The sequence below is a fragment of the Streptomyces sp. NPDC043854 genome (genome assembly GCF_056436005.1).
The window spans coordinates 158,084-178,306 of record NZ_JBWKDK010000006.1; the positions used below are offsets into that span (position 1 = coordinate 158,084).

A 20,223-nucleotide genomic window follows, 5' to 3' on the forward strand; every position below is an offset into this window, starting at 1 on the left:
ATCAGCCTAGGCGGCCTCGGGGAAGTGGGGTGCGTCTCCCCGCGTCCCCGAGGCCGCTCAGGGCAGTGAGCCGGGCGGACAGGGCGGCGGCCGCGGGGGTGGGCGTACGGGGGGTGAGGAGCTCCGTGCGGTGCACCAGGCGGGGGTCGGCCAGGGGCACGGCCACCCCCGCCGCCGCGGTCTCGGCCACCCGGCGGGGCAGCAGGACCAGGCCGTGCCCGGCGGCGGCCAGGGCGCACAGGGCGTGCAGGTCGGTGCCGTCGTAGCGCAGGGCCGGGGCGGTGCGGACGGCGGCGGGCGGCGCGAGGCCGGCGTGCGGGGCGTCGAGCCAGCGCGCGTCGGCCAGGTCGTCCAGGCGGAGCACGGCCCGCCCGGCGAAGGGGTGCCCGGCCGGGAGGAGGACGGCGAGCTGCTCCTCGCCGATGCCGGTGACGGTCAGCGGGGCCACGTCGGGCAGCCGCAGCGGGTCGCTGGCGGCGGCGAGGCCGTCGACGAGCCCGAGGTCGCAGCCGCCGGTGGCGACGGCGGCCGGCACCTGGTCCGGCGCCACGACCCGCAGCTCGACCCCGGTGGCCGGCAGGGCGGCGAGCAGCCGCGGCCCGACGGCGAGCGGCGACGCGGCGAGGGCGACCCGGCCGGGCGGGGCCGCGGCCAGCCGGAGCACGTCGGCCCGGGCCGCGTCGAGCCGCAGCAGCAGGGGCGCGGCGTGCTCCAGCAGCCGCAGCCCGGCGGGGGTGGGCGCGACGGGGCGGCGGGTGAGCAGCTCGGTGCGCAGGTCCCCCTCCAGGGCGGCGATGTGCTGGGACACGGCGGACTGGGTGTAGCCGAGCTCGCGGGCTGCGGCGGAGAAGGAGGACAGCCGGGCCACGGTGACGAAGGTGCGGAGGAGGTGCGGATCCATGGTCATCAGCTTTGCTTATCGTGCATCCAGGAACAATCGTTGGCGCTGAAGCGGGGACCGCCCCCAGGATGATCGGCATGAGCAACACCACCACCGACACCACCACGGCCACCGACACCACCACGGCCACCGACACCGCCACCGCCACCGCCGTCGGCACGCAGACCGGGCAGAGCACGCCCGTCGCCCGGATCGCCCTCGTCGGCGACCGCTCCCCGCACGTGACGTCCCACACCCGGATCCCGCCCCTCCTCGACGCCCTCGCCTCCCGCGACGGGCTGGTCCTGGACGCGTACTGGATCCCCACCGCCGACGCCGGGGCCGAAGCCGCCTCGGGGGCCCTGGCCCGCTTCGACGCGGTCTGGGTGCTGCCCGGCAGCCCGTACGCCAGTGAGGCCGGGGCGCTGGCGGCGATCGGGGTGGCGCGGGAGGAGGGCATTCCGTTCCTCGGGACCTGCGGCGGCTTCCAGCACGCCCTGCTGGAGTACGCCCGCACGGTGTGCGGGCTGTCCGGCATCGCGCACGCCGAGAACGACCCCGGCGCCGAGGACCTCCTCATCACCCCGCTGGCCTGTTCGCTCGTCGGGCACGAGGGCGTCGTACGGGTGGAGCCCGGCTCGCTCGCCGAGTCCGTGCTCGGCGCGGAGCGGACCACGGAGCGGTACCACTGCAACTACGGGCCCGAGCCGCGGTACCTGCCGGCCCTCACCGCCCGCGGCCTGCGCCTGTCGGGGCACGACGAGGACGGGCAGCCGCGGATCGCGGAGCTGCCGGGCCACCCGTTCTTCCTGGCCACGCTGTTCCAGCCGGAGCTGCACGGCGACGGGAGCCGCCCGCACCCGATCGTGACGGCGCTCGCGGCCGCGGCCGTCGCGCACGCGGCCGCAGCCACGCCGCACGGGTAGCCGCCCGTCCGGCCGTATATCGCGTCGCAGGACCACCCGTCTGATCGGCTATGCTGTGCGTGCACATCGAACGGGTGGTCTGCCGCCCGTCGTGGTGGGTGTAGCTCAGTTGGTAGAGCACCTGGTTGTGGTCCAGGTGGTCGCGGGTTCGAGTCCCGTCACTCACCCTGTAGGTCCCGTAGGGGCACGAGGTCTTCTTTCCTCGTGCCCCTACGGGCGTTTCCGCTAGGCGACTGCGTCCCGGCCGGAGCGGAGGAAGTCCTCGACCGCTGTGACGAAGGCCACCGGCGTCTCGTGCGGCGGGTAGTGGCCGGCCCCGGGAATCGGGAGGACCCGGCAGTTCGGGTACGAGACCTGCCAGGTGGCGTGCATCACATCGGGGCTCAGCGCGAGGTCGTACTCCCCCGCGAGGACCAGCACCGGGACGGTGCTCCCCTTCACGGCGGCGGACAGGTCCAGCGACTGCCAGCTCGACAGGTAGGCGGCGAAGGCCTCGGGGCGGGAGACGGCGACGGAGTGCGCGACCATGCGGTCCAGCCAGTGGCGGCTCGCGCGGTGGCCGGTGACCAGGTCGAGGATGACGCGCCGGTTCTCCGGGCTGTCGGCGGCGCCGTGGAAGAGGGCGTGGGTGGCCTCGTCCATCTCGTAGGACGCCGCCGGGACCGGGTTGATGCCGATCAGCTTCTCGACCCGCTCGGGGGCGCGGACCAGGACCTGCTGGATGGCCTTGCCGCCCATGGAGTGGCCGATGAGGGAGAAGGTGTCCCAGCCGAGTTCGTCGGCGAGGGCGAGGACGTCGTCGGCGATCTCGGCGAGGTCGAAGCGGCCGGCGACGTCCCGGCGGTCGCCGTAGCCGCGGTAGTCCGGGAAGGCGTACGAGAAGCCCTTCGGATCGAAGAAGTCCAGCACGGAACCCCAGTTGGCGGAGGTGCCGAACCAGTCGTGCAGCACGATGGCGCGCAGCGGTCCGGTGCCGATCCTGCGGTGGGCGATGGCCATGGATTCTCCCTCAGTGGCGGACGTGGCTAAAACCGACGCCGTACCTACTGCCCACCGGGCCCGCCGCCACACCGCACCACCGCCACCGCCACCGCCACCGGCCGCCGTCAGCCGTCAGCCGTCAGCCGTCAGCCGTCAGCCGCTCCATCGCCGCCTGCTTCTCCGCAGCGGACCTGACGGGCAGTCCCGCGGCGAGCCGGCGCTCGTTCACCTGCCGCTTGGCTTCCTCCCAGCCGACACCGGCCATCCGTACTCCCGGAGGCGAGTCCGGCCGGCGAGCCCGGCCGCGGCGATGTCTAGCATCACACCGTGAAGCCGATATCCCGTGCAGTGCGTGTCAGTGTCAGCGGTGCGCGGACCGCCGAGCACGGGCACCCGTACCACCCCGCGGCGTACGAGATCGTCGCCCCCGACGACATCGCCGACGTGCTCGCCGCGTGGCCGGCGGACGCCGGGCCCGGTGAGCCCTTCGAGTGCATGTGCCTCGGCCATGACGGCTCCGCGAGCCTGTACGAGGCGAGCGGGCAGCTCGTCCGGAGCGCACGCCTCGCCCGCTCGGAGGCATTGGCGCACGTCCTCGACCCCGCCGCAGCCCACGGGATACCGGCCCGGCACCGGGCCCGCTGGGTGCGGGCGGCACCCGCCTCCCTCCGGGAGTACGCGGAGGCGATGGCCCGGGGCGAGGCCCCGGACGGCCCCCGCCCCGCAGTTCCGCCCGCCGTCGTCTTCGGCTGGCTGGGCGCGGCGCGGGACGAGCCCGGGGACGCGGCATCGGTCCTCGCCGAGCAGGCCCCGCTGCGGCTGCTCGCGGACGCCCCCACGGCCGAACTGGCCTGGGCGGTCAGGGAGACCGACCGGGCCGGGCTGGACGGGGCCGTGCGGTTCTTCGCCGGCGAGCACTTCACCACCCGCCACCCCAAGCACCGCCGGGTCCCGGACACCGCCCGGAACCTGCTGCTGGCCCACGCCCGCGACCGCCGCCCCCGGGACCTGCCGGTCCTGGAGCGGCGGTTGCTGCGCGGCGCGGAGGACCGCGTCAGGCGGTCCTGAGGGCCGGGTCGGAGACGCCCGGGGCGCCCGTTTCCACATGGCCCGCGAAGCGGCGCAGGAACGTGGCGTCGCGGTCCGAGACGACCCTGACGTCGTACCAGCGGGACGAGGCCTGAAGGTCCACCGTGTGGGTGACGGTGGCGCCGGCCGCGACCCGGAGGGTCCGGGCCGCCGCGGTGTCGTAGGCGTTGGTCACCGTGAGGTTGACGGCGGCCGTGCCGGAGTTGGTCAGGGTCAGGGTCAGGTTGCCGGTGGCGGCGTCGTGGCGGGCCGTGGCCTCGGGGCCCGCCTTCTTCGCCGGGCCCTTCCACGTCCGCAGGAACCCGTTGGGGCCCCAGACCGTGAGGTCGATCGTGTTGCCGGTGGAGCTGCTCGTCGACCAGGTGTCGGACAGGGTCTTGCCCGCCTCCACCGTGTAGGGCCACGGCCCGTCCGTGCGGTTGCCCGAGGTGCTGTGGAAGTGGGCGCCGAGGAGGGGGCCGGAGGAGAAGGTCAGGGTGAACTTGCCGGTGGAGACGGTGGCCCGGCCGTCCACGTACGGGGCGTAGCCCAGGGCGCGGGCGGGCTTGGCGCCGGCCTCCTGCCGCGGCAGGGCGCCCGCCGCCGGCGGGACCGGGTGGTAGGACGGGTGGCGGTTCCTGTCCGGGGGCACGTACCCGGCCGTGGACGGGAGCGCGGCGGGCGCGGCGTCCGCCCGGGTGAAGTCGAAGGCCGAGGTCAGGTCACCGCACACCGCGCGGCGCCACGGGGAGATGTTGGGCTCCTGCACGCCGAAGCGCTTCTCCATGAAGCGGATCAGCGAGGTGTGGTCGAAGGTCTCGGAACAGACGTAGCCGCCCTTGCTCCAGGGGGAGACCACGATCATCGGGACGCGCGGGCCGAGCCCGTACGGGCCGGCCGCGTAGCCGCCGCCGCCCGCGTACAGGTCCCCCTTGACGTCGGCCGTGGACAGGCCCCACGCGGAGGACGCTGGCGGGTACGGCGGGACGACGTGGTCGAAGAAGCCGTCGTTCTCGTCGTAGGTGATGAACAGGGCGGTCTTCGCCCACACCGCCGGGTTCGCGGTCAGCGCGTCCAGGACCTGCGAGATGTACCAGGCGCCGAAGTTCGTCGGCCAGTTCGAGTGCTCGCTGAACGCCTCGGGGGCCGCGATCCAGGAGACCTGCGGGAGGGTGCCGTTCACCACGTCGGCGCGCAGCCGGTCGAAGTAGCCCTCGCCCGCCTTGGCGTTGGTGCCGGTGCGGGCCTTCTCGTACAGGGGGCTGCCGGGCTGGGCGTTGCGGTAGGCGTTGAAGTAGAGGAGCGAGTTGTCGCCGTAGTTGCCGCGGAAGGCGTCGTTGATCCAGCCCCAGTGGCCGGCCGCGTTCAGGCCGTCGCCGATGTCCTGGTAGACCTTCCAGGAGATCCCGGCCGCCTCCAGGCGCTCGGGGTAGGTCTTCCAGCCGTAGCCGGCCTCCTGGTTGCCGAGGACGGGGCCGCCGCCGGCGCCGTCGTTGCCCGTGTAACCCGTCCACATGTAGTAGCGGTTGGGGTCGGTGGCGCCGATGAAGGAGCAGTGGTAGGCGTCGCAGACGGTGAACGCGTCGGCGAGGGCGTAGTGGAACGGGATGTCGTTCCGGGTCATGTACGCCATGGTGGTGGCGGTCTTCGCCGGGACCCACCTGTCGTACTTGCCGTTGTTGTACGCCTGGTGGCCGCCGGCCCAGTCGTGGTTCAGGCCCTCCAGGAACTGCATGCCGAGGTCCGGCACGTCCGGGTGGAAGGGGAGGAGGTCCTTCGTACCGTCGGACTGGTGGAAGACGGACTTGCCGTTGTCCTGGAGGACGGGGCGCGGGTCCCCGAAGCCGCGGACGCCCTTCATGGTGCCGAAGTAGTGGTCGAAGGAACGGTTCTCCTGCATCAGCACGACGATGTGCTCGATGTCCTGGACGGTACCGGTGGTGCCCTGCGCCGGAATGGCGGCTGCCCGCGCGATGCTCTCGTTCAGCATCGCCAGGGCGGCGGTGCCGCCGGCGATCTGCAGGAACCTGCGGCGGTTGAGTTCAGCCATGGGGTGACGACCTCTGCGGTGAAGGGGAAGGGGGCGGGGAGGTGACGGGGGACCGAGGGGCGCCCCAAGGACAGCGGGCCCGGGATACCGGCCGGAGAGCAAGCCGTGACGTCCCGCGGTACGGCGGGAGAACGCAAAGCCCTCCCGGCGGCTGCGCGGATCTGCTGGAATGACCTTCAGGACACACTGCGCGGGGGGCACGGGGGCATGACGGGGACGGGTACGGGGACCGGCTTCGGGCATGCCCTGGGGCTGTCGCGCGCGCTCACCGGCCTGCCGATGGCTCCGCTGGTGGAGCGGTACGGGGAACTCGTCGCCGCGCAACAGGGCCTGGGTCTCGGCCACTTGGGCGAGTTACTGGTCCCGCCGGGCGGGCGGCTGCGCGTACTGGACGGGGTCTTCGCCGTCGAAGGGCCGGGCCGGCGGCGCCATGTCGGCGCGGCCGTGCTGCGGGGGCCGGTGGCGGCCCGCGGCGGGGCCGGAGCCGCGGCGCTCGTCGAGCGGCTCGCCGGGGTACAGGAGCGGGATCCCGCCGCGCTGCGCCGGATCCTGCTGTACCAGCTGGTGCAGCTGCTGCACGACCACCCTCGCGGGCACCGGCCGGAGACGGCCGCCGCCCTCGGGATCGACCCCGCCGAGGCCGCGGCCCTGGCGCAGGCCGCGGCCGGGCGGGCCCGGCTGGACACGGCGGGGCGGGCCGCCGCCGAGAGCCTCGAGGACGCCTGGGCTCAGGGGCGGATCCGGGCCGCCGCCCTGTGCGCGGCCGCGCTCCCGCCGGCCGGCGGTGACCGGCTGCTGGCGGACCGGCTCGCCGGGATCGCCGCGCTGGTGCGGGACGCGGACGCGCTGCTGGAGGAGGCCCGCAGCTGTGAGGGCCGCGGGAACCGGGAGGGGGCAGCGGCCCGCTACGGGCAGGCCGCCCGCCTGGCCTGGGACTGCCCGCGCGCGGTACGCGGCCTGGTCCGCACCCACGCCCCCGCGCGCCCGGAGGCCGACCGCCTGACGGCCGCCCTCGTGCCGGAGGGCGTGGAACTGCGGTGGCTTCCGGCCGGAGGCGGCGGGGCTGCCGGACCGTCCGCGCCCGCCGGCTCGCCCGGGACGGCGTCCGGGGCGGTGTCCGGGGCGGTGTCCGGGGCGGTGTCCGGGGCGGAGGGACCCGCCGCAGCAGAGGGACCGGCCGGGGTGTCCTGGCGGATCGTCAGGCTGACTCGCGGCGAACCGCTCACCGTGCCGCTGTCGGAGGTCCCGGGGGACCCGGCGAACGGCCCGGTCACCGACTCCGAGGCCCCCCTCGGCCGCGAGGTCCGCTACGTGGCCCTCCCCCGCGAAACCCGGCCGGCCGATCCCGCCCCCGACACGACCGCCCCCGGGGCCGGGGGCGGCGCGGCATGCGGCATCCCTGCGGCCGGGGGCGCTTTCGCCGCCTCCACCGCGCCCGGAGGCGCGACCGGCGAGGCCGGCCCACCAGCCGCCCCCACCACGGCCCCCGGGACACCGACCCGTGGCGGCGCCCACGCACCCGCCGACGGTCGGACCAACCCCGCTGCCACAGCGGGCGGATTCCCGGCCACGACGGGCACCGCACACTCGGCGGGCGCCGAGGGCGCGGGCCGGGGTGCCGACGGGGCGCGGAGTGATGGCCGAACCGGCCCCCGGAGCCCGGCCCGCGCCCGCGGCCGCGCCCGCGGCCGGAACGGCGTACCGGCGGACGGGGTGGCCGGGAGCGGCGGTGCGGCCGAGGGGGTGGGGCCGCTGGTCGGTGCGGTGCTGCTGGTGGCGCCGGAGGTGGCGGAGCTGGTCCTCGCCGACGGGCGCGCCCGGATCGAGGCCTCCTGGTTACGCCCCGCCGGGGCGGTCGGGGTCGAGGTGACGGTGACCGGGCCCGACGGGCAACCCGTGCCGCACGGGTCCGTCATACCCGGCTTCAGCGCAGCCGGGGCCGCGCCGGCCGGCGCCGTCACCGACGAGCGGCCGGCTTCCGGGAGCACGCCGTCGGCAGCCGCAGCCGGGGCCCCCGCCTCCCGCCCCGGGCGGCCCGGCACGGGAACCGGGACGACGCAAGCGGCCGGGTACCGGGCCGCACCGGCCGGGACTGCCGCGCACGGCCCCGCGGGCAGCACGGGCGACGGGGCCGGAGCGGCCGGGGCCGGAGCGGCCGGGGCCGGAGCGTACGGCTCCGGCACCGCGGGGTACCGGGCCGCGCCCGCCGGGGTCGGCGGGTACGGCCCGGGGGACACGGGGGCTCGGGTCGGATCCGGGGCGGCCGGGGCCGGCCGTGCCGGGGCCGAGGGGGTGCGGGTCGGAGGCGTGGGCGCCGGGCGGTACGTGGTGCGGGTGCGGGCGCGGTATGCGGGGGGCCGGGGTGAGGTGCCGTCCCTGGGGGTCGAGGGTGAAGTCACCGTGCACGCGTGGCCGGAGCCCGTGGTCAGCCTTGGTGCGCGGGTGCGGGACGGCGGCGGGCTGCGCCTGCACTGGACCGGGGGCGCGGGGGCCGGCGTACGGATCGTGCAGTGGCCCGGCGACGCCCCCGCCGAGGGGGCCGAGCTCGCGGCCGACGGGCTGCCGCCGGCGCTGCCCTGGGTGGACGCGACCGGGGCCGCGGACCCGCCGCCCGGCACGCTGGCCACCGTCAGCGCCGTGGCCGTGCTCGGCGAGCGCGCCCTGGCCGGGCCGAGCACCGCCGTCGAGGCACCGCAGCCGGTGGCCGGGCTCACCGCCCACCGGACCACCGCGGGCCGCGCCCGCATCGCCTTCGACTGGCCCGACGAAGCGGGCCGGGTCATCGTCGCCACCGCGCCCGGGGCCGGCGGGGGCGAGCCCGCCGAACACCCCGTCGTGCGGGCCGTGTTCCTGCGCGAGGGGCTGGAGCTGCCGGTCGGGCCGGGCGCCGTCCGGATCACCGCGTACGCCGCTCCCCGCAGCTCCCTCGCGACGGTGGCCGCACCGGGCGACACCGGGCAGATCCTGCTGCCCGCCGACGTCGCCATCGCCTACCGGGTGCTGCCCGGGCAGCGGCGGATGCTGCGCCGCGGGCCCTCCGTGCTCCGCGTCACCCTGCTCGCGCCCGGCGGCGACCCCGGGGCCGGCCTGCCCGACTTCGTCCTCGTCGCGGGCACGGGCGGCGGTGCCGCCCGCCCCCACCGGCCCGCCGACGGCGCCGAGTTGTGCCGTGTGACCGGCAGCGAGCTCGCCGCCGCCGGGACGGTGGAGCGCGAGATCGTCCCCCACCCGCCCGCCACCGGCCCGTGCGCCGTGCGCGGTTTCCTCCTCGGCGGCCGTGCCGCCTCCGTCCGGCTCGACGAGCCCTCCCTCACCTCCCTGGTGGTCCGCTGACATGACCTCCGTCGTCTGCCCCTACTGCTTCGACCGCTCCTCCGCCGCCCGGCTGCCCTTCCGCTGCCAGATGTCCGCGACCGGGGTACGCGGGGGCAAGCCCTGCACCGCCGAACTCGACACCGTGTGGGCCGAGTTCATGGGTCCGAGCGTGCCGTCCGCGCTCACCCTGCGCGGCCCGGTCTTCCCCGGGCCGCGCGGACTCGCCGGCCGCCTCGGCGGCGGTTCCCGCGCGGACTGCCCCCACTGCGGGGTGTCCACCCCGGTCCGGGTCTGCCTGCGCTGCCACAGCGACTTCCCCAGCGACTACTGCGACCAGGACACCCGGATCATCGCCCTGCTGGGCCCGAAGGCCTCCGGCAAGAGCACGTACGTCTCCGTACTGATCAACGAGCTCCGCAACCGGGTCGGCCGGGCCTACGGCGCGTCGATCACCGCCATGGGCGGCGAGACGCAGCGCCGGGACCGGGAGATGGCCGAGGACCTGTACGACCGGCTGCGGCTGCCCGGGGCGACCAGACCGGCGGCGCTCGGCTTCAACGACCCGCTGCTGTACCGGCTGAGCCTGCCGCTGCGCCGCCGGCTGCTCGGCGACGGCAGCCGGCACACCGCGCTCGTGTTCTTCGACGCGGCCGGCGAGGACCTCGGCAGTGCGGAGGCCATGGACCGCTACACCCACTACCTGGCCGCGGCCGACGGGATCATCCTGCTGGTGGACCCGCTCCAGATGCGGGCCGTACGGGACCAGCTGCCCGTGGACGCCGGGCTGCCGCTGCCGACGGTGGAGACCCCGCCGCAGCAGATCGCGGCCGACCTCGCGGCGCAGCTGCGCGCCCACGGGCGGGGCAGCAGCCGGGGCCGGGTCACCACCCCGGTGGCGGTCGCCGTCACCAAGACCGACTCCCTGTTCTCGCTGGTGGGTCCGCATTCCCCGCTGCGGCGCAATGCCGGCCACGCGGGCGGCGCGGTGGACGACGAGGACCGGCTGGCCGTGCACGAGGAGATGCGCGCCCTGCTCGACAGCTGGGACTCGGGGGCGCTGTTCCGGCAGCTGGAGCGGGACTTCGCACAGCTGTCGCTGTTCGGGATCTCGGCGCTGGGCTCCCCGCCGCCCGCGGAGTCGCCGTCCGACGCCCCCAAGTCGGGGCCGCAGCCGCTGCGCGTGGAGGACCCGCTGCTGTGGCTGCTGGGGCTGGGCGGGCTGCTGCGGCGGGCCCCGGCCGGCAACGGCGCGCGCGACAGCAGCGCGGGCGGCCTCGGCGGGGACGGCATCGGCGCGGGCCGCCTCGGTGCGGCCGGCAGCCGGCGTACCGGATCGGGAGGAGAGGCGTGAACCTCGCGCAGCTGCACTACACCTCGGCTCCGCCCGGCCCGGACGGCTCGGGCTTCCGGTTCACCGCGGTCAGCCCCGGCGTGCCCGTATCGCTGCTGCGGGAGGCCGAGCAGCTGATCGGGTACGAGCCGCCCCGGGACGCCCCGCCGCGCCCCGATCCGGTCCAACTGCGCGCCTTCCCCCAGGCGTTGAGCCTGAACGTGCTCGCCGACGGCAGCCGGCTGCTGGCCCGCTCCGTGTACACGGGCGCCGACTACAGCGGCCGCTGGGGCAACTTCCACGCCCACGCCGTGCACCTGCCGCAGCCCGCCGGCCCGGACCGGCCGGCCGAGGGGCCGCTGCCGATCACGTCCTGGGGCTCCCCGCAGTGGGCCGACACGAGCCCGCCGCCTGGGGCGCCCCTGCCGCCGCTGGCGTCGGTGCCCGTGCCGGGCCCGCTGGACCGGGAGGCACTGGCGGCGTTCGTGGCCGCCCGGGGGCCGTGGCTGGCGGGGTTCTTCGCGGACGTGCGCCGGCTCGGCGAGGATCCCGCGGCCCCGCAGGTCGTCGTGGTGGAGCCGGACAGCGAGGCCGCGGCCCGCTGGATCATGCTGGCGTGCAGTGTGCTGCCGCACCAGCGGGGCCAGTGGCTGACCTTCACCACGTACACCCGGCGGCCGCAGCTCGCCCGGCAGCAGGTCATCGGCGTGCTGCCGGACGACGGGCTCGGCCTGGCCGGGCAGGAGCACCGCTACCGGGTGTACGACGCCGCCCGCGCGGCGGCCCCCGCCCCCGCCCGGGACGCGTGGGCGCAGACCGCCGCGTGCGTTTGGCGGGCGGGCCGGCAGGAGCTGTTCGCGGAGGTCCGGCGGCTGTCCGCCGAGCCGTACGCAGCCGGACCGCTGGCCGCCCTCGCCCTGGCGGCCGACGTCCCGCTGGCCCCGGCGGGCCGGGCGGCGGCCGCCGACTGGGCGGCCGGGAACCGGGAGGCGCTGGACGGCGGACGGCTCCACGCGCTGGCCGCGGCCCTGGGCCGCCCGGCGGACGGCAGCGCAGACGGACGCGCACACGGACGGGCGGACGGACGCGCGGACGCGCACACGGACGGACACGGCGGCGGGGAGGCCGCCGCCGAGGACACGGCAGCGGAGGCCGCCGCCTGCGGGCGGCTGCTGGCGGCCCTGGCCGGGTGGGCCCCCGTGGCGGTGACCGAGCCGCTCGCGGCGCTCGCCCTGGCCCGGGCCGTGCGCTCCGGCGGCGCCGCCCCGCCGGCCGGGCTGCTGGGCGAGGGAGCCCGGCTGCGACTCGGCGCGGAGCTGGAGCCGGAGCTGCGGGCGGCGCTGACCGACCCGCAGCGCGGGCCCGCGGACCGGGTGGACCTGCTGCGGGCCGGCACCGAGCTCGGGATCGACAGCACCGACGTACTGCCGGAGGTGGCCCGGCATCTGGCGCGCGCCCTGATCGCCGACCCGGAGGGGACGTACGGCGAGCCGGTGCGGTCCGCACTGGACGCGATGCCCGGCCTGCGGGCCCTCGTCCTGGACCGGCTGGACCGGCTCGCGGCGGGCGATCCGGCCGCCGCGGCCCGGGTGTTCGCCCGGATCCCGCTGCGGCTGACGCCCGCCGACGCCCTGCCCCACCTGCGGATGTGCGCGCGGGGGGCGGAGCCGGGCGGGGACCGGGTGCGGGCGCTGACCGAGCTGGTGCACGCGGCCGGAGTCCCGCTGGAGGCGGAGCCTCTGGTGCTGCGGACCGCGATGCGGCTGGTGTGGCCCGAGGGGGCGCCCGGCGCGCACGAGGCCTGGCTGGTGCTCACGGCGACGGGCCCCGGGCCCCACCGGGAGGCCGGCACCTGGGAGCTGCTCGCGCGGGCGGCGGTGGACGCCCCGGCCGAGGACCGGGCGGCGGAGGAGCTGGCCCCGGAGCTGCTGCGGCACTTCGCGGCCGAACTCCCGTCGGCGCTGCGGCCGTCGCTGCTGATGCTGGAGCTGGCCCGGAACCTGCGCGCGGGCGCGGCGGGGCCGGGCTGGGTGCGGCAGGCCCTGGACCTGGGGACGCTGGACCCGTCGCCCGCCGCCCGGGACCACGGCTACGGGGCGGTGGCGGCGCGGCTGCTGGCGGCCGAGGACCGGCCCGAGAGCGAGCTGCGGGCCCTGATCGAGAGCAACGACGCGGCGCTGCTGGCCGCGTACCGGCAGGCAGCCCGCGAGCCGCGGGTCGTGGACCGGCTCCGCCTCGACCCCCGCTACGCGGCCGAGTGCTTCGCCACCTGGTCCTCGCAGCCGCAGGCGGGTGCGGTGTGGCAGGAGGCCCGTACGGATCTCCTGGACGGGGTGATGCGGCCGGTCGTACGGGGTCTGCCGCCGGACGGGCTCGCGGCCCTGGAGGAGGCGCTGGGCCGCCTCGGCGGGCGCTGGGCGCAGGAGTTCCGCGGCTGGCAGCGGCCGGGCGCCTTCGGGCGGCTGCGGGACCGCTTCACCGGTGCGGGCCGGGGGGCGGCACGCCGCGCGGCGAAGGGCGGCGGCCGGGGCGGTGCGCCCGCCGATCCGCCGCCCCGCGGCGGGGGCGGCGGGCCCATCACCCCCGGCAGCCCGCCCGGACCGGCCGGCCCGCCCGGACCGCGCCACGCGGCCGGCCGGGGCGGCGACGGCGGTACCGGCGGCGACGGGAAGGACGGGCAACTGCCGTGAGCCCCGAACTGGGCCTCCAGATCCTCCTGTACGCCACCGGGGTCATCGGGGTGGCGGTGTGCCTCGGCTACGGGCTGTGGCGGTTCCTTGGCCTGGCGCTCCGGGCCGCCGCGTCCGCGTTCGGGCCCCGCACCCCCGGCGCCCCGGACCCGCGGATCGGGGCCCCGCACCCCGGGGCGGAGCCGGCGCAACCGGCCTACTGGGCGCTGCAGATGTGGGTCGACGCGGCGGGCGCCGGGCGGGCCGCCTTCGAGCTGGTGTGGTACCTGCTGACCCGGCACTGGCTGGACGAGATGGTGCGGGGCAGGCTGCTGCGCGGCTGCAGCGGCTACACCGGGGAGGAGGCCGAGCACTGGATCGGCCGCCTGGTGCTGCGGCTGATCGCTCCGGGGATGGCGCTGGCCGCGGTGCTGTCGGCGCTGCTGGCCTGGGTGCTGCTGGCCGGGATCGCGGTCGCGTTCGCCGCGCAGCTGGTGCTGGTGGCGGCGGTCGTGCTGGCCGGGGTGCTCGCCGGGCGGGGCGCGGACCGGCTGTGGAAGCTGGTCCGCGGCATCCGCATGAAGTGCCCGTACCCGGGCTGCTACCGGCCGTTCCCGCTGGCCGTGTACGTGTGCCCGGACTGCAGCGCCGTCCACGGCGAGCTGCAGGCCGGCCGGTACGGGGTGCTGCGGCACGTCTGCCGCTGCGGGCGGGCGCTGCCCACGACCGCGCTGGCCGGCCGGAGCAGGCTCGCCGCGCGCTGCCCGCACTGCGGCCAGGGGCTGCCGCGGGCCGTCGGCACGACGCGGGTGGTGCACCTGCCGCTGGTCGGGGGCACCTCCGCCGGGAAGACGATGCTGCTGGCTGCCGTGCTGGACGGGCTGACGGCCTGGTCGCACCGGTCCCGGCTGACCGTCGAGTACGCCTCCCCCGCCGACCGGCACGAGGCCACGGCCCTCGGCCGGCAGGTCGATGCCGCGGGCTGGGCGCTGAAGACCCAGGGCGGGCAGCCGCGTGCGCTGATGCTGCTGGTGGGCAAGGGGCGCCGGCGGCTGCGGCGGCAGCGGCTGCTGTACGTGTACGACCCGATGGGCGAGTCCCTGCGGGACGCGGACACCGCCCGCCGCCAGCAGTACCTGGCGCACGCCGACGGGGTGCTGCTGGTCGCGGACGTGCTGGCCTCGCCCGTCGTACGCCGTTCCCTGCGCGCGGGCGACGGGGAGCTGGCGGTGGCCGCCCGGCCCGCCGACCTGGGCCCGGTGGAGACGTACGCGGGGTTCACCGGCGAGCTCCAGGGCCTCGGCGGCCGGCGCCGGCGCCTCGGCGTGGCGGCGGTGGTGACCAAGCGGGACGTGTTGGACCGGCTGGACTCCCTGCCCCGGCCCGGGGACCGGCCGGTGGACGCCTGGCTGGAGGACGTCGGGCTGGGCGACCTGGTGCGGTCGCTGGGCCACGACTTCGCGGCGGCCCGCTTCTGGGCGGTCAGCGCCCGCGCCGCCACCGGGGCGGGGGCCCTGGAGTCGGAGCAGCTGCGGGCGGCCGAGCCGGTGCTGTGGCTGCTGTCCCGGACGGGACTGCGGATCGGCGGGCCGGCCGGCGGCCCCGGCGGCCCGGCGGACGGGGGGCGGCCGCCGGGGCTGCCGCGGCTGGCGCGGCTGCCCCGGCCGCGGGGTTCCGCCGGCCGCGGCACACCGGATCGATCAAGCCTGTGACGAGGGCCGGGGCGACTGGCTAGGGTCGCTGGAAGGAGCAACACCCCATGGTGACACCGCAGATCGCGCGGGGGCGGCGGCTGATGCTGGCCCTGCTCGTGGTGGCGGTCGCGATGACGGCGGCCGCCGGGCCGGCGGCGCTCGTGCAGTACGTACCCCAATGGCTTTGGGAGTTGAAGGAGATCAGCAGTGAGTGACATCCCCGGCGGGCCGATGGCGAACCGGCCGGTCCACTTCATCTGGCTGCTCGACTGCTCGTACTCGATGCAGGGCGAGAAGATCGGCCAGCTCAACTACGCGATCAGAGAGGCCGTTCCGGAGATGCGCTCGGTGGCGCAGGACAATCCGGCGGCCCAGCTGCTGCTGCGGACGATGACGTTCTCCACGACCGCGCGCTGGCACCACCAGGACCCGGTGCCGGTGGAGACCTTCACCTGGCAGGACGTCCAGGTCGACGGCATGACCAACCTGGGCGAGGCCCTGCAGCTGGTGGCGCGGGAGCTGGACACCCCGCCGATGCCGCAGCGCGCCCTCAAGCCGGTCCTGGCCCTCGTCTCCGACGGGGTGCCGACCGACGACTGGAAGGCCGGCCTGCGGGCGGTGGACGCGACCCCGTGGGGGCGCAAGGCCGTCCGGGTGGCCATCGCGATCGGCGCGGACGCGGACCGCACCGTGCTCCAGGAGTTCCTCGGCAACCCCGAACTCCAGCCGCTCGACGCGAACAGCCCCAAGCAGCTGGCGGCGGCGATCCGCTGGGCGTCGACGGCGGCGGTCAAGGCGGCCTCGCAGCCGGTGGCGGGCGCCGGGGACGGCATGGTCAAGCAGCCGCCGTACGCCCCGCCGGTGCTCGACGACGACGATGACGACGTGTGGTGAGCGGACCCGTGTCACCCGTGCCGCCACCCGTCCCGCCCGTGCCACCCCTGCCTCCGGGGGTGCCCGGCCCTCCCGGGCCGCCGACCGGTCCGCCGACCGGGCCGGCGCCGCTGTGGGAGACGTTCCGCCAGAGCGTGCAGGGCGTCAACAAGACCCGCAACCAGGACTACTGCGAGGCCCTGGGGCGCGGAACCGATGAGGAGCCGCTGATCCTGGCCGTGGCCGACGGCCACGGCTCGGCGGTGCACGCCCGCAGCCACCTGGGATCCCGGTTCGCGGTGGACCTCTTCGTCGAGCAGGCCCGGCAGTTCGGGGCGCTCGCCCGGCCGCGGGGCGACGAGCGGCCGCCGACCCTGGCCTGGCTGATGCACTACGCCGAGCACACCTTCCCCCGCCAGCTCGTCAGCGCCTGGCGGGAGCGGGTGCTCGGCAACTGGGCGCGGACCAGCTCCCACGAGGAGCCGGACCTGACCGACGAGGACAAGCTGCTGCTGTACGGCAGCACCCTCGTCGGCGCCGTGCTCACGCCCCGCGTCTTCGCGGCCTGGCAGCTCGGCGACGGCGAGCTGACCGTCGTCGGGGACGACGGCCGGGTGAGCGTGCCGCTGGCCCCCGCGGAGGCCGACCTGGGCGACGAGACGGAGTCGCTGTGCACCCCGGAGGCCTGGCTGCGCGTACGGACCCACTGGGCGCCGGTCACGGCCCCGTCCCGGACGCCCCGGCTGGTCGCGGTCTCCACCGACGGGCTGTCGAAGAGCTTCGCCTCGGACCGGGGCTTCCTCCAGTTCATGGCCGGGCTGGACGACCGGCTGTCGGCGGAGGGCGCGGCCACCGTCCGGGCCGTACTGCCCGAATGGCTGGGCAAGGCCTCGCAGCACTCGGGCGACGACACCACGCTGGTCGCCGCCTGGAACACCGCCGCGGCGGCGGACGGCGCACCGGAACCGGCACCGCCGGCGCCCGGGGCGGCCGGCGGCGCCGCGGAAGGGGCCGCAGAAGGGCCGGCGGACACCGGCCCCGCGGACGCCGGCCCTGCCGACGCCGGCCCCGACACGACGTCAGAAGACCCGCACGGGAGTGGATCATGAGCGGCATGCTCGACAGCGGTACCCGGCTGACGACCGACAGCGGCATGGCCGTGGACGTCTTCAACCTGCTCGGCGCCGGCGGCCAGGGGGAGGTCTACCGGGTCCGGACCCCGGCCGGGGACCAGGCCCTCAAGTGGTACTACCCGGCGTGCGCGACGCCCGCGCAGGAGGCCATCGTCCGCCAGCTGGTGGGCCGCGGCTTCGATGACGACCGCTTCCTGTGGCCCCTGGACTTCGTGGCCGACGGGCGCGGCGGCTTCGGGTACCTGATGGACATCCGGCCGGACCGGTTCAAGGGCCTGCCGCTGCTGTTCCGCCGGCAGCTGCGCACCTCGACGCGGGCCCTGCTGAAGGCCTGCCTGTACACGGTCGAGGCGTACCAGGCGCTGCACTCGCGCGGGATCGCGTACCGGGACATCTCCTGGGGGAACATCTTCTTCGACCCGGCCACCGGGGACGTGCTGGTCTGCGACAACGACAACGCGGTGGTGGAGGGCGACAGCACGGGCATCTCGGGCACCATGGAGTTCATGGCGCCCGAGCTGGTGCGCGGCGACCCGGGGGCCACCCCGGGCACGCAGAGCGACCTGCACTCCCTGTCGGTGCTGCTGTTCATGCTGCTGATGAACCACCACCCGCTCAAGGGACGGCGGGAGTTGGCGATCCACTGCCTGGACGAGGCCGCCGAGCGCAAGCTGTACGGGAAGCAGCCGCTGTTCGTCTTCGACCCGCAGGACCGGTCGAACGCCCCCGACCCGGCCGAGCAGCAAACCGTGCTGGCCACCTGGGCGGCGGCCCCGGACTCGCTGCGGGACCTGTTCACGAAGAACTTCACCACGGGCCTGCACGACCCGGCGGCCCGGGTCCGGGAGGGCCAGTGGCGGGACACCCTGCGGGCCGTGTACGACGCGGTGGTGGAGTGCGCGCACTGCGGGCGGCAGAACATGACCGAGCCGCGGTCCGCCGCCCCCGGGGCCTGCTGGAACTGCGGGAACACGCTGGTGCTGCCGCCCCGGCTGGTGCTGACCACACCCCCGCCGCGCACCGAGCACCACATCCTGCTGCACCGGTCCTCCCGGGTGCAGGCGCACCACTTGGCCCCCGAGCCGGCCCGGCACGACTACGGCGACACGACGCTGGTGGCGCAGCTGACCGAACACCCGCAGAAGCCGGGCCGGTTCGGCCTGGCGAACCGGTCGGCCGCCGCGTGGACGGGCACCCGGGCGGACGGCACCACCCAGCGCATCGACCCGGGCCAGACGGTCCCGCTGCGCTCGGGCCTGGAACTCGACTTCGGCGGCGCCCGCGCCGTCGTCCGCGCGAAGTGACCGGTCCCGCCCCCGGTCCGGGCGGGGTCAGCCGCCGGATACGAGGCGGGTGATCTCCTGGGCCAGGGCCAGGCCGCCGGTGCCTGCGCCCAGGCCCAGGGTGATGGTTTCCAGGGAGCGGCGGATCAGGCCCGGTTCGGCGGCGCGGTGTTCCCGTGCGGCGCGGTCCAGTTCGCCGCGCAGGACCTCCGCCGCCTCGATGCGGGCCGGGGCGGCGCCCTGGTCGCGGAGCCACTGGGTGAGCTGGGTCGCCAGCTGGAGCGTCTGGGCGGCGGTGTCCTGCTGCCCGACGTTGATGACGCCGTTGTCCCCGAAGTTGGCGGGGCCGTTGATGTTGCCGTGGAAGGTGTAGTTGCCGCCCATGTGCTTCTCCTCGTGCTGCGGATGTCGGGGGCTCAGGGGCGCGACGGGCCCTGGCCGCCGCCCGACGGGTGCGTGCCCGGGCCCGGCCCGGGGCCGTTGATGGTGCCGCCGGGGCCGTAGTTGCCCGGGCCGTGGATGTCGCCCTGGAAGTTGTAGGTGTGGGTGTTGATGACCTGCTGCGCCTGGTCGTAGGAGCTGGTGTCGACGTTGTGGTCCTTCAGGAACCGCTCGGTCGCTATCAGCACGCCCTGCTGGAGGCGCTGGAGGAAGTCCTGCGAGTCGGTGCGCTCGGAGAAGCCCAGCTGCCCCCAGTCGGAGACCCGCTCGCGGATGCTGTCGGCGGCCCCGTAGTCGTACAGCAGGTGCCGCTTGTCGATCTCGCGGCGCCACTTCTCCAGGGTGCGGGCCCGCCGGCGCCGCTCCGAGGCCCGGCGCGAGACCCGCCGGGGGGCGCTGAGCAGCAGGGACAGGGTGGCGCCGGTCGCGTACGAGACCAGGCTCCACCACCGCTCGAACCCGTCCACCGGGAGGCGGTTCACCCGGTTGAAGCGGGCCTGGAGCGGCGGGATGCCGTACGCCGACACCTCCCAGGTGAGACTCGGATGCTGGAGGCGGGCCCGCAGGTGCATGGACACGATGGCCCGGCCGCCCTCACCGGCGCGCTCCAGGCTGAGGTAGGTGCGCATGCCGGCGCCGGACTGGACCAGGCCCGCCTGGACGAGCTGCTTGGGGATCTGGGAGCGGGGCATGCGCAGCCGGTCCGGGAGCAGTTCGGCGCCGACGTACGGGACGTGGTTGCCGATCACGTACAGCCGGTTGCGGGCCCGCAGGCCCTTGAGGCCGGCGATGTTCTCCATCTCGCGGGCGACGAAGGTGTGCAGGTCGATCGCGTCGAACGGCTTGATGGTGAGCTTGCCGCCGCCCGCCGGGTCATCGGCGGGCCGGCTGACGTCGATGGGCTGCCACACCATCTCCTTGAGCTTCGATCCGCTGCCGACGAAGGGGTTGGTGCGCTCGGCGCTCGCCGTGTACGGGACGACGTTCGCCTTCCGCTGCTCGCGGAGCCGCTGCTCCGCCTCGGGTTCGACCGGCGGTGCGAGGTCGGCGGCCCGCCCGGAGCCGTGCTCGACGGCGAGCGCCGCCGTGCGGGCCTCGCTCTCGGCCCGGTGGACGAGCCACCAGGCGCTCCCGTACCCGAGGAGGATCGCCGCGCCGGCCGTGTAGCCGAGCCCCGTCAGGCCGGCGGCGGCCGCGTACAGCAGGGCCGGCACGGCCGCCCAGACGCAGACGGCGCAGATCCAGGCCAGGCACAGGTCGCGGAGGTCGATCCGGCGGACCGCGGCGCGGGCGTGGCGGGCGAGCGCGATCAGGTCGATGCCGAGGGTGAGGCCGATGGCGTTCAGGCGGTCCTCGGTGAGCTCGACGTCGACGTCGCGCGCGAAGTCCTCGTCGAGGTGGGCGCCCGCGCACAGGTGGCGGGTCACACCGTCGGTCCGGTACTGCGCCAGCGTCGGTAACTGGCGTATCGCCGTCTGGCCCATGCGGCCCCTTCCGTGGTCTGCCCCCTCACCCTACGAAAACGGGCCGCGCCTGTCCCCCCGTTGGGCGTGATCAGCGGGCCGGGGTACTCAGGCGGG

General features: G+C 76.3%; 16 protein-coding genes and 1 tRNA gene. 11 read left to right on the forward strand and 6 right to left on the reverse strand.

The genetic code is table 11. The annotated features are described in order from the left end of the window. Window position 1: 1 nt before the first annotated feature. Entirely contained in the window at window positions 2-901 is a 900-nt protein-coding gene (locus tag AC068A_RS08520) for a LysR family transcriptional regulator (protein WP_478582796.1), read from the reverse strand. Between the two features lie 77 nt (window positions 902-978). Between AC068A_RS08520 and AC068A_RS08525 the strand changes: the two genes are divergently transcribed. Then, window positions 979-1,806, forward strand: coding sequence for a CTP synthase C-terminal region-related (seleno)protein (locus AC068A_RS08525; protein WP_478582541.1), 828 nt, complete (start codon window positions 979-981; stop codon window positions 1,804-1,806). A gap of 94 nt (window positions 1,807-1,900) precedes the next feature. Then, window positions 1,901-1,973, forward strand: a tRNA-His gene (locus AC068A_RS08530). A 58-nt stretch (window positions 1,974-2,031) separates the two neighbouring features. Here the strand turns inward: AC068A_RS08530 and AC068A_RS08535 are convergent. Continuing rightward, window positions 2,032-2,805, reverse strand: a complete 774-nt coding sequence (locus AC068A_RS08535; protein ID WP_478582544.1) for an alpha/beta fold hydrolase — start codon at window positions 2,803-2,805, stop codon at window positions 2,032-2,034. 121 nt (window positions 2,806-2,926) lie between these two features. Continuing rightward, complete coding sequence (locus AC068A_RS08540; RefSeq protein ID WP_478582547.1) at window positions 2,927-3,052, reverse strand: hypothetical protein; 126 nt, start codon at window positions 3,050-3,052, stop codon at window positions 2,927-2,929. 62 nt (window positions 3,053-3,114) lie between these two features. On the opposite strand from AC068A_RS08540, the gene AC068A_RS08545 reads away from it, so the two are divergent. Continuing rightward, window positions 3,115-3,855 carry a hypothetical protein gene (locus AC068A_RS08545; protein ID WP_478582550.1) on the forward strand — a complete coding sequence of 247 codons (741 nt, stop codon included), beginning with the start codon at window positions 3,115-3,117 and terminating at the stop codon, window positions 3,853-3,855. Here the strand turns inward: AC068A_RS08545 and AC068A_RS08550 are convergent. After that, window positions 3,842-5,905: a phosphocholine-specific phospholipase C gene (locus tag AC068A_RS08550; protein ID WP_478582553.1), complete on the reverse strand. Its 2,064-nt coding sequence runs from the start codon at window positions 5,903-5,905 to the stop codon at window positions 3,842-3,844. The two genes, AC068A_RS08545 and AC068A_RS08550, sit on opposite strands and share 14 nt — an antisense overlap. 207 nt (window positions 5,906-6,112) lie before the next feature. Here AC068A_RS08550 and AC068A_RS08555 point away from each other — a divergent pair, with 207 nt between their 5' ends. Genes AC068A_RS08555 through AC068A_RS08590 form a run of 8 tightly spaced genes read left to right on the forward strand, consistent with a single transcriptional unit; the run spans window position 6,113 to window position 18,223 of the window. Continuing rightward, complete coding sequence (locus tag AC068A_RS08555; RefSeq protein WP_478582556.1) at window positions 6,113-9,238, forward strand: hypothetical protein; 3,126 nt, start codon at window positions 6,113-6,115, stop codon at window positions 9,236-9,238. A 1-nt stretch (window position 9,239) separates the two neighbouring features. Further along, window positions 9,240-10,571, forward strand: coding sequence for a TRAFAC clade GTPase domain-containing protein (locus AC068A_RS08560; RefSeq protein ID WP_478582559.1), 1,332 nt, complete (start codon window positions 9,240-9,242; stop codon window positions 10,569-10,571). After that, window positions 10,568-13,240, forward strand: coding sequence for a GTPase-associated protein 1-related protein (locus AC068A_RS08565; RefSeq protein ID WP_478582562.1), 2,673 nt, complete (start codon window positions 10,568-10,570; stop codon window positions 13,238-13,240). Before AC068A_RS08560 ends, AC068A_RS08565 begins: the two co-directional genes overlap by 4 nt. Continuing rightward, window positions 13,237-14,931 (forward strand): TRAFAC clade GTPase domain-containing protein, encoded by a 1,695-nt coding sequence (locus tag AC068A_RS08570; RefSeq protein WP_478582565.1) that lies wholly within the window; start codon window positions 13,237-13,239, stop codon window positions 14,929-14,931. The genes AC068A_RS08565 and AC068A_RS08570 overlap by 4 nt, the downstream gene beginning before the upstream one ends. 47 nt (window positions 14,932-14,978) lie before the next feature. Continuing rightward, complete coding sequence (locus AC068A_RS08575; RefSeq protein ID WP_478582567.1) at window positions 14,979-15,128, forward strand: hypothetical protein; 150 nt, start codon at window positions 14,979-14,981, stop codon at window positions 15,126-15,128. Between the two features lie 16 nt (window positions 15,129-15,144). Then, entirely contained in the window at window positions 15,145-15,807 is a 663-nt protein-coding gene (locus tag AC068A_RS08580; RefSeq protein ID WP_360638105.1) for a vWA domain-containing protein, read from the forward strand. A gap of 59 nt (window positions 15,808-15,866) precedes the next feature. Beyond that, a complete protein-coding gene (locus tag AC068A_RS08585) occupies window positions 15,867-16,895 on the forward strand; it encodes a PP2C family serine/threonine-protein phosphatase (protein WP_478582570.1) in 1,029 nt (342 codons plus the stop codon). Further along, window positions 16,892-18,223: a protein kinase domain-containing protein gene (locus AC068A_RS08590; protein ID WP_478582573.1), complete on the forward strand. Its 1,332-nt coding sequence runs from the start codon at window positions 16,892-16,894 to the stop codon at window positions 18,221-18,223. Before AC068A_RS08585 ends, AC068A_RS08590 begins: the two co-directional genes overlap by 4 nt. Window positions 18,224-18,250: 27 nt before the next feature. Here AC068A_RS08590 and AC068A_RS08595 read toward each other — a convergent pair whose 3' ends face one another. Beyond that, window positions 18,251-18,586, reverse strand: a complete 336-nt coding sequence (locus AC068A_RS08595; RefSeq protein ID WP_478582576.1) for a hypothetical protein — start codon at window positions 18,584-18,586, stop codon at window positions 18,251-18,253. A gap of 32 nt (window positions 18,587-18,618) precedes the next feature. Further along, window positions 18,619-20,127 carry a hypothetical protein gene (locus AC068A_RS08600; RefSeq protein ID WP_478582579.1) on the reverse strand — a complete coding sequence of 503 codons (1,509 nt, stop codon included), beginning with the start codon at window positions 20,125-20,127 and terminating at the stop codon, window positions 18,619-18,621. Between the last annotated feature and the right edge of the window lie 96 nt (window positions 20,128-20,223).

What these genes read in the sequence shown, in the direction of transcription:
- AC068A_RS08540 (WP_478582547.1), bottom strand. Translation starts at nt 3,052, where the DNA reads ATGGCCGGTGTCGGCTGGGAGGAAGCCAAGCGGCAGGTGAACGAGCGC.
- AC068A_RS08580 (WP_360638105.1), top strand. Translation starts at nt 15,145, where the DNA reads ATGGCGAACCGGCCGGTCCACTTCATCTGGCTGCTCGACTGCTCGTAC.
- AC068A_RS08575 (WP_478582567.1), top strand. Translation starts at nt 14,979, where the DNA reads ATGGTGACACCGCAGATCGCGCGGGGGCGGCGGCTGATGCTGGCCCTG.
- AC068A_RS08520 (WP_478582796.1), bottom strand. Translation starts at nt 901, where the DNA reads ATGGATCCGCACCTCCTCCGCACCTTCGTCACCGTGGCCCGGCTGTCC.
- AC068A_RS08590 (WP_478582573.1), top strand. Translation starts at nt 16,892, where the DNA reads ATGAGCGGCATGCTCGACAGCGGTACCCGGCTGACGACCGACAGCGGC.
- AC068A_RS08595 (WP_478582576.1), bottom strand. Translation starts at nt 18,586, where the DNA reads ATGGGCGGCAACTACACCTTCCACGGCAACATCAACGGCCCCGCCAAC.
- AC068A_RS08525 (WP_478582541.1), top strand. Translation starts at nt 979, where the DNA reads ATGAGCAACACCACCACCGACACCACCACGGCCACCGACACCACCACG.
- AC068A_RS08600 (WP_478582579.1), bottom strand. Translation starts at nt 20,127, where the DNA reads ATGGGCCAGACGGCGATACGCCAGTTACCGACGCTGGCGCAGTACCGG.
- AC068A_RS08550 (WP_478582553.1), bottom strand. Translation starts at nt 5,905, where the DNA reads ATGGCTGAACTCAACCGCCGCAGGTTCCTGCAGATCGCCGGCGGCACC.
- AC068A_RS08535 (WP_478582544.1), bottom strand. Translation starts at nt 2,805, where the DNA reads ATGGCCATCGCCCACCGCAGGATCGGCACCGGACCGCTGCGCGCCATC.
- AC068A_RS08555 (WP_478582556.1), top strand. Translation starts at nt 6,113, where the DNA reads ATGACGGGGACGGGTACGGGGACCGGCTTCGGGCATGCCCTGGGGCTG.
- AC068A_RS08560 (WP_478582559.1), top strand. Translation starts at nt 9,240, where the DNA reads ATGACCTCCGTCGTCTGCCCCTACTGCTTCGACCGCTCCTCCGCCGCC.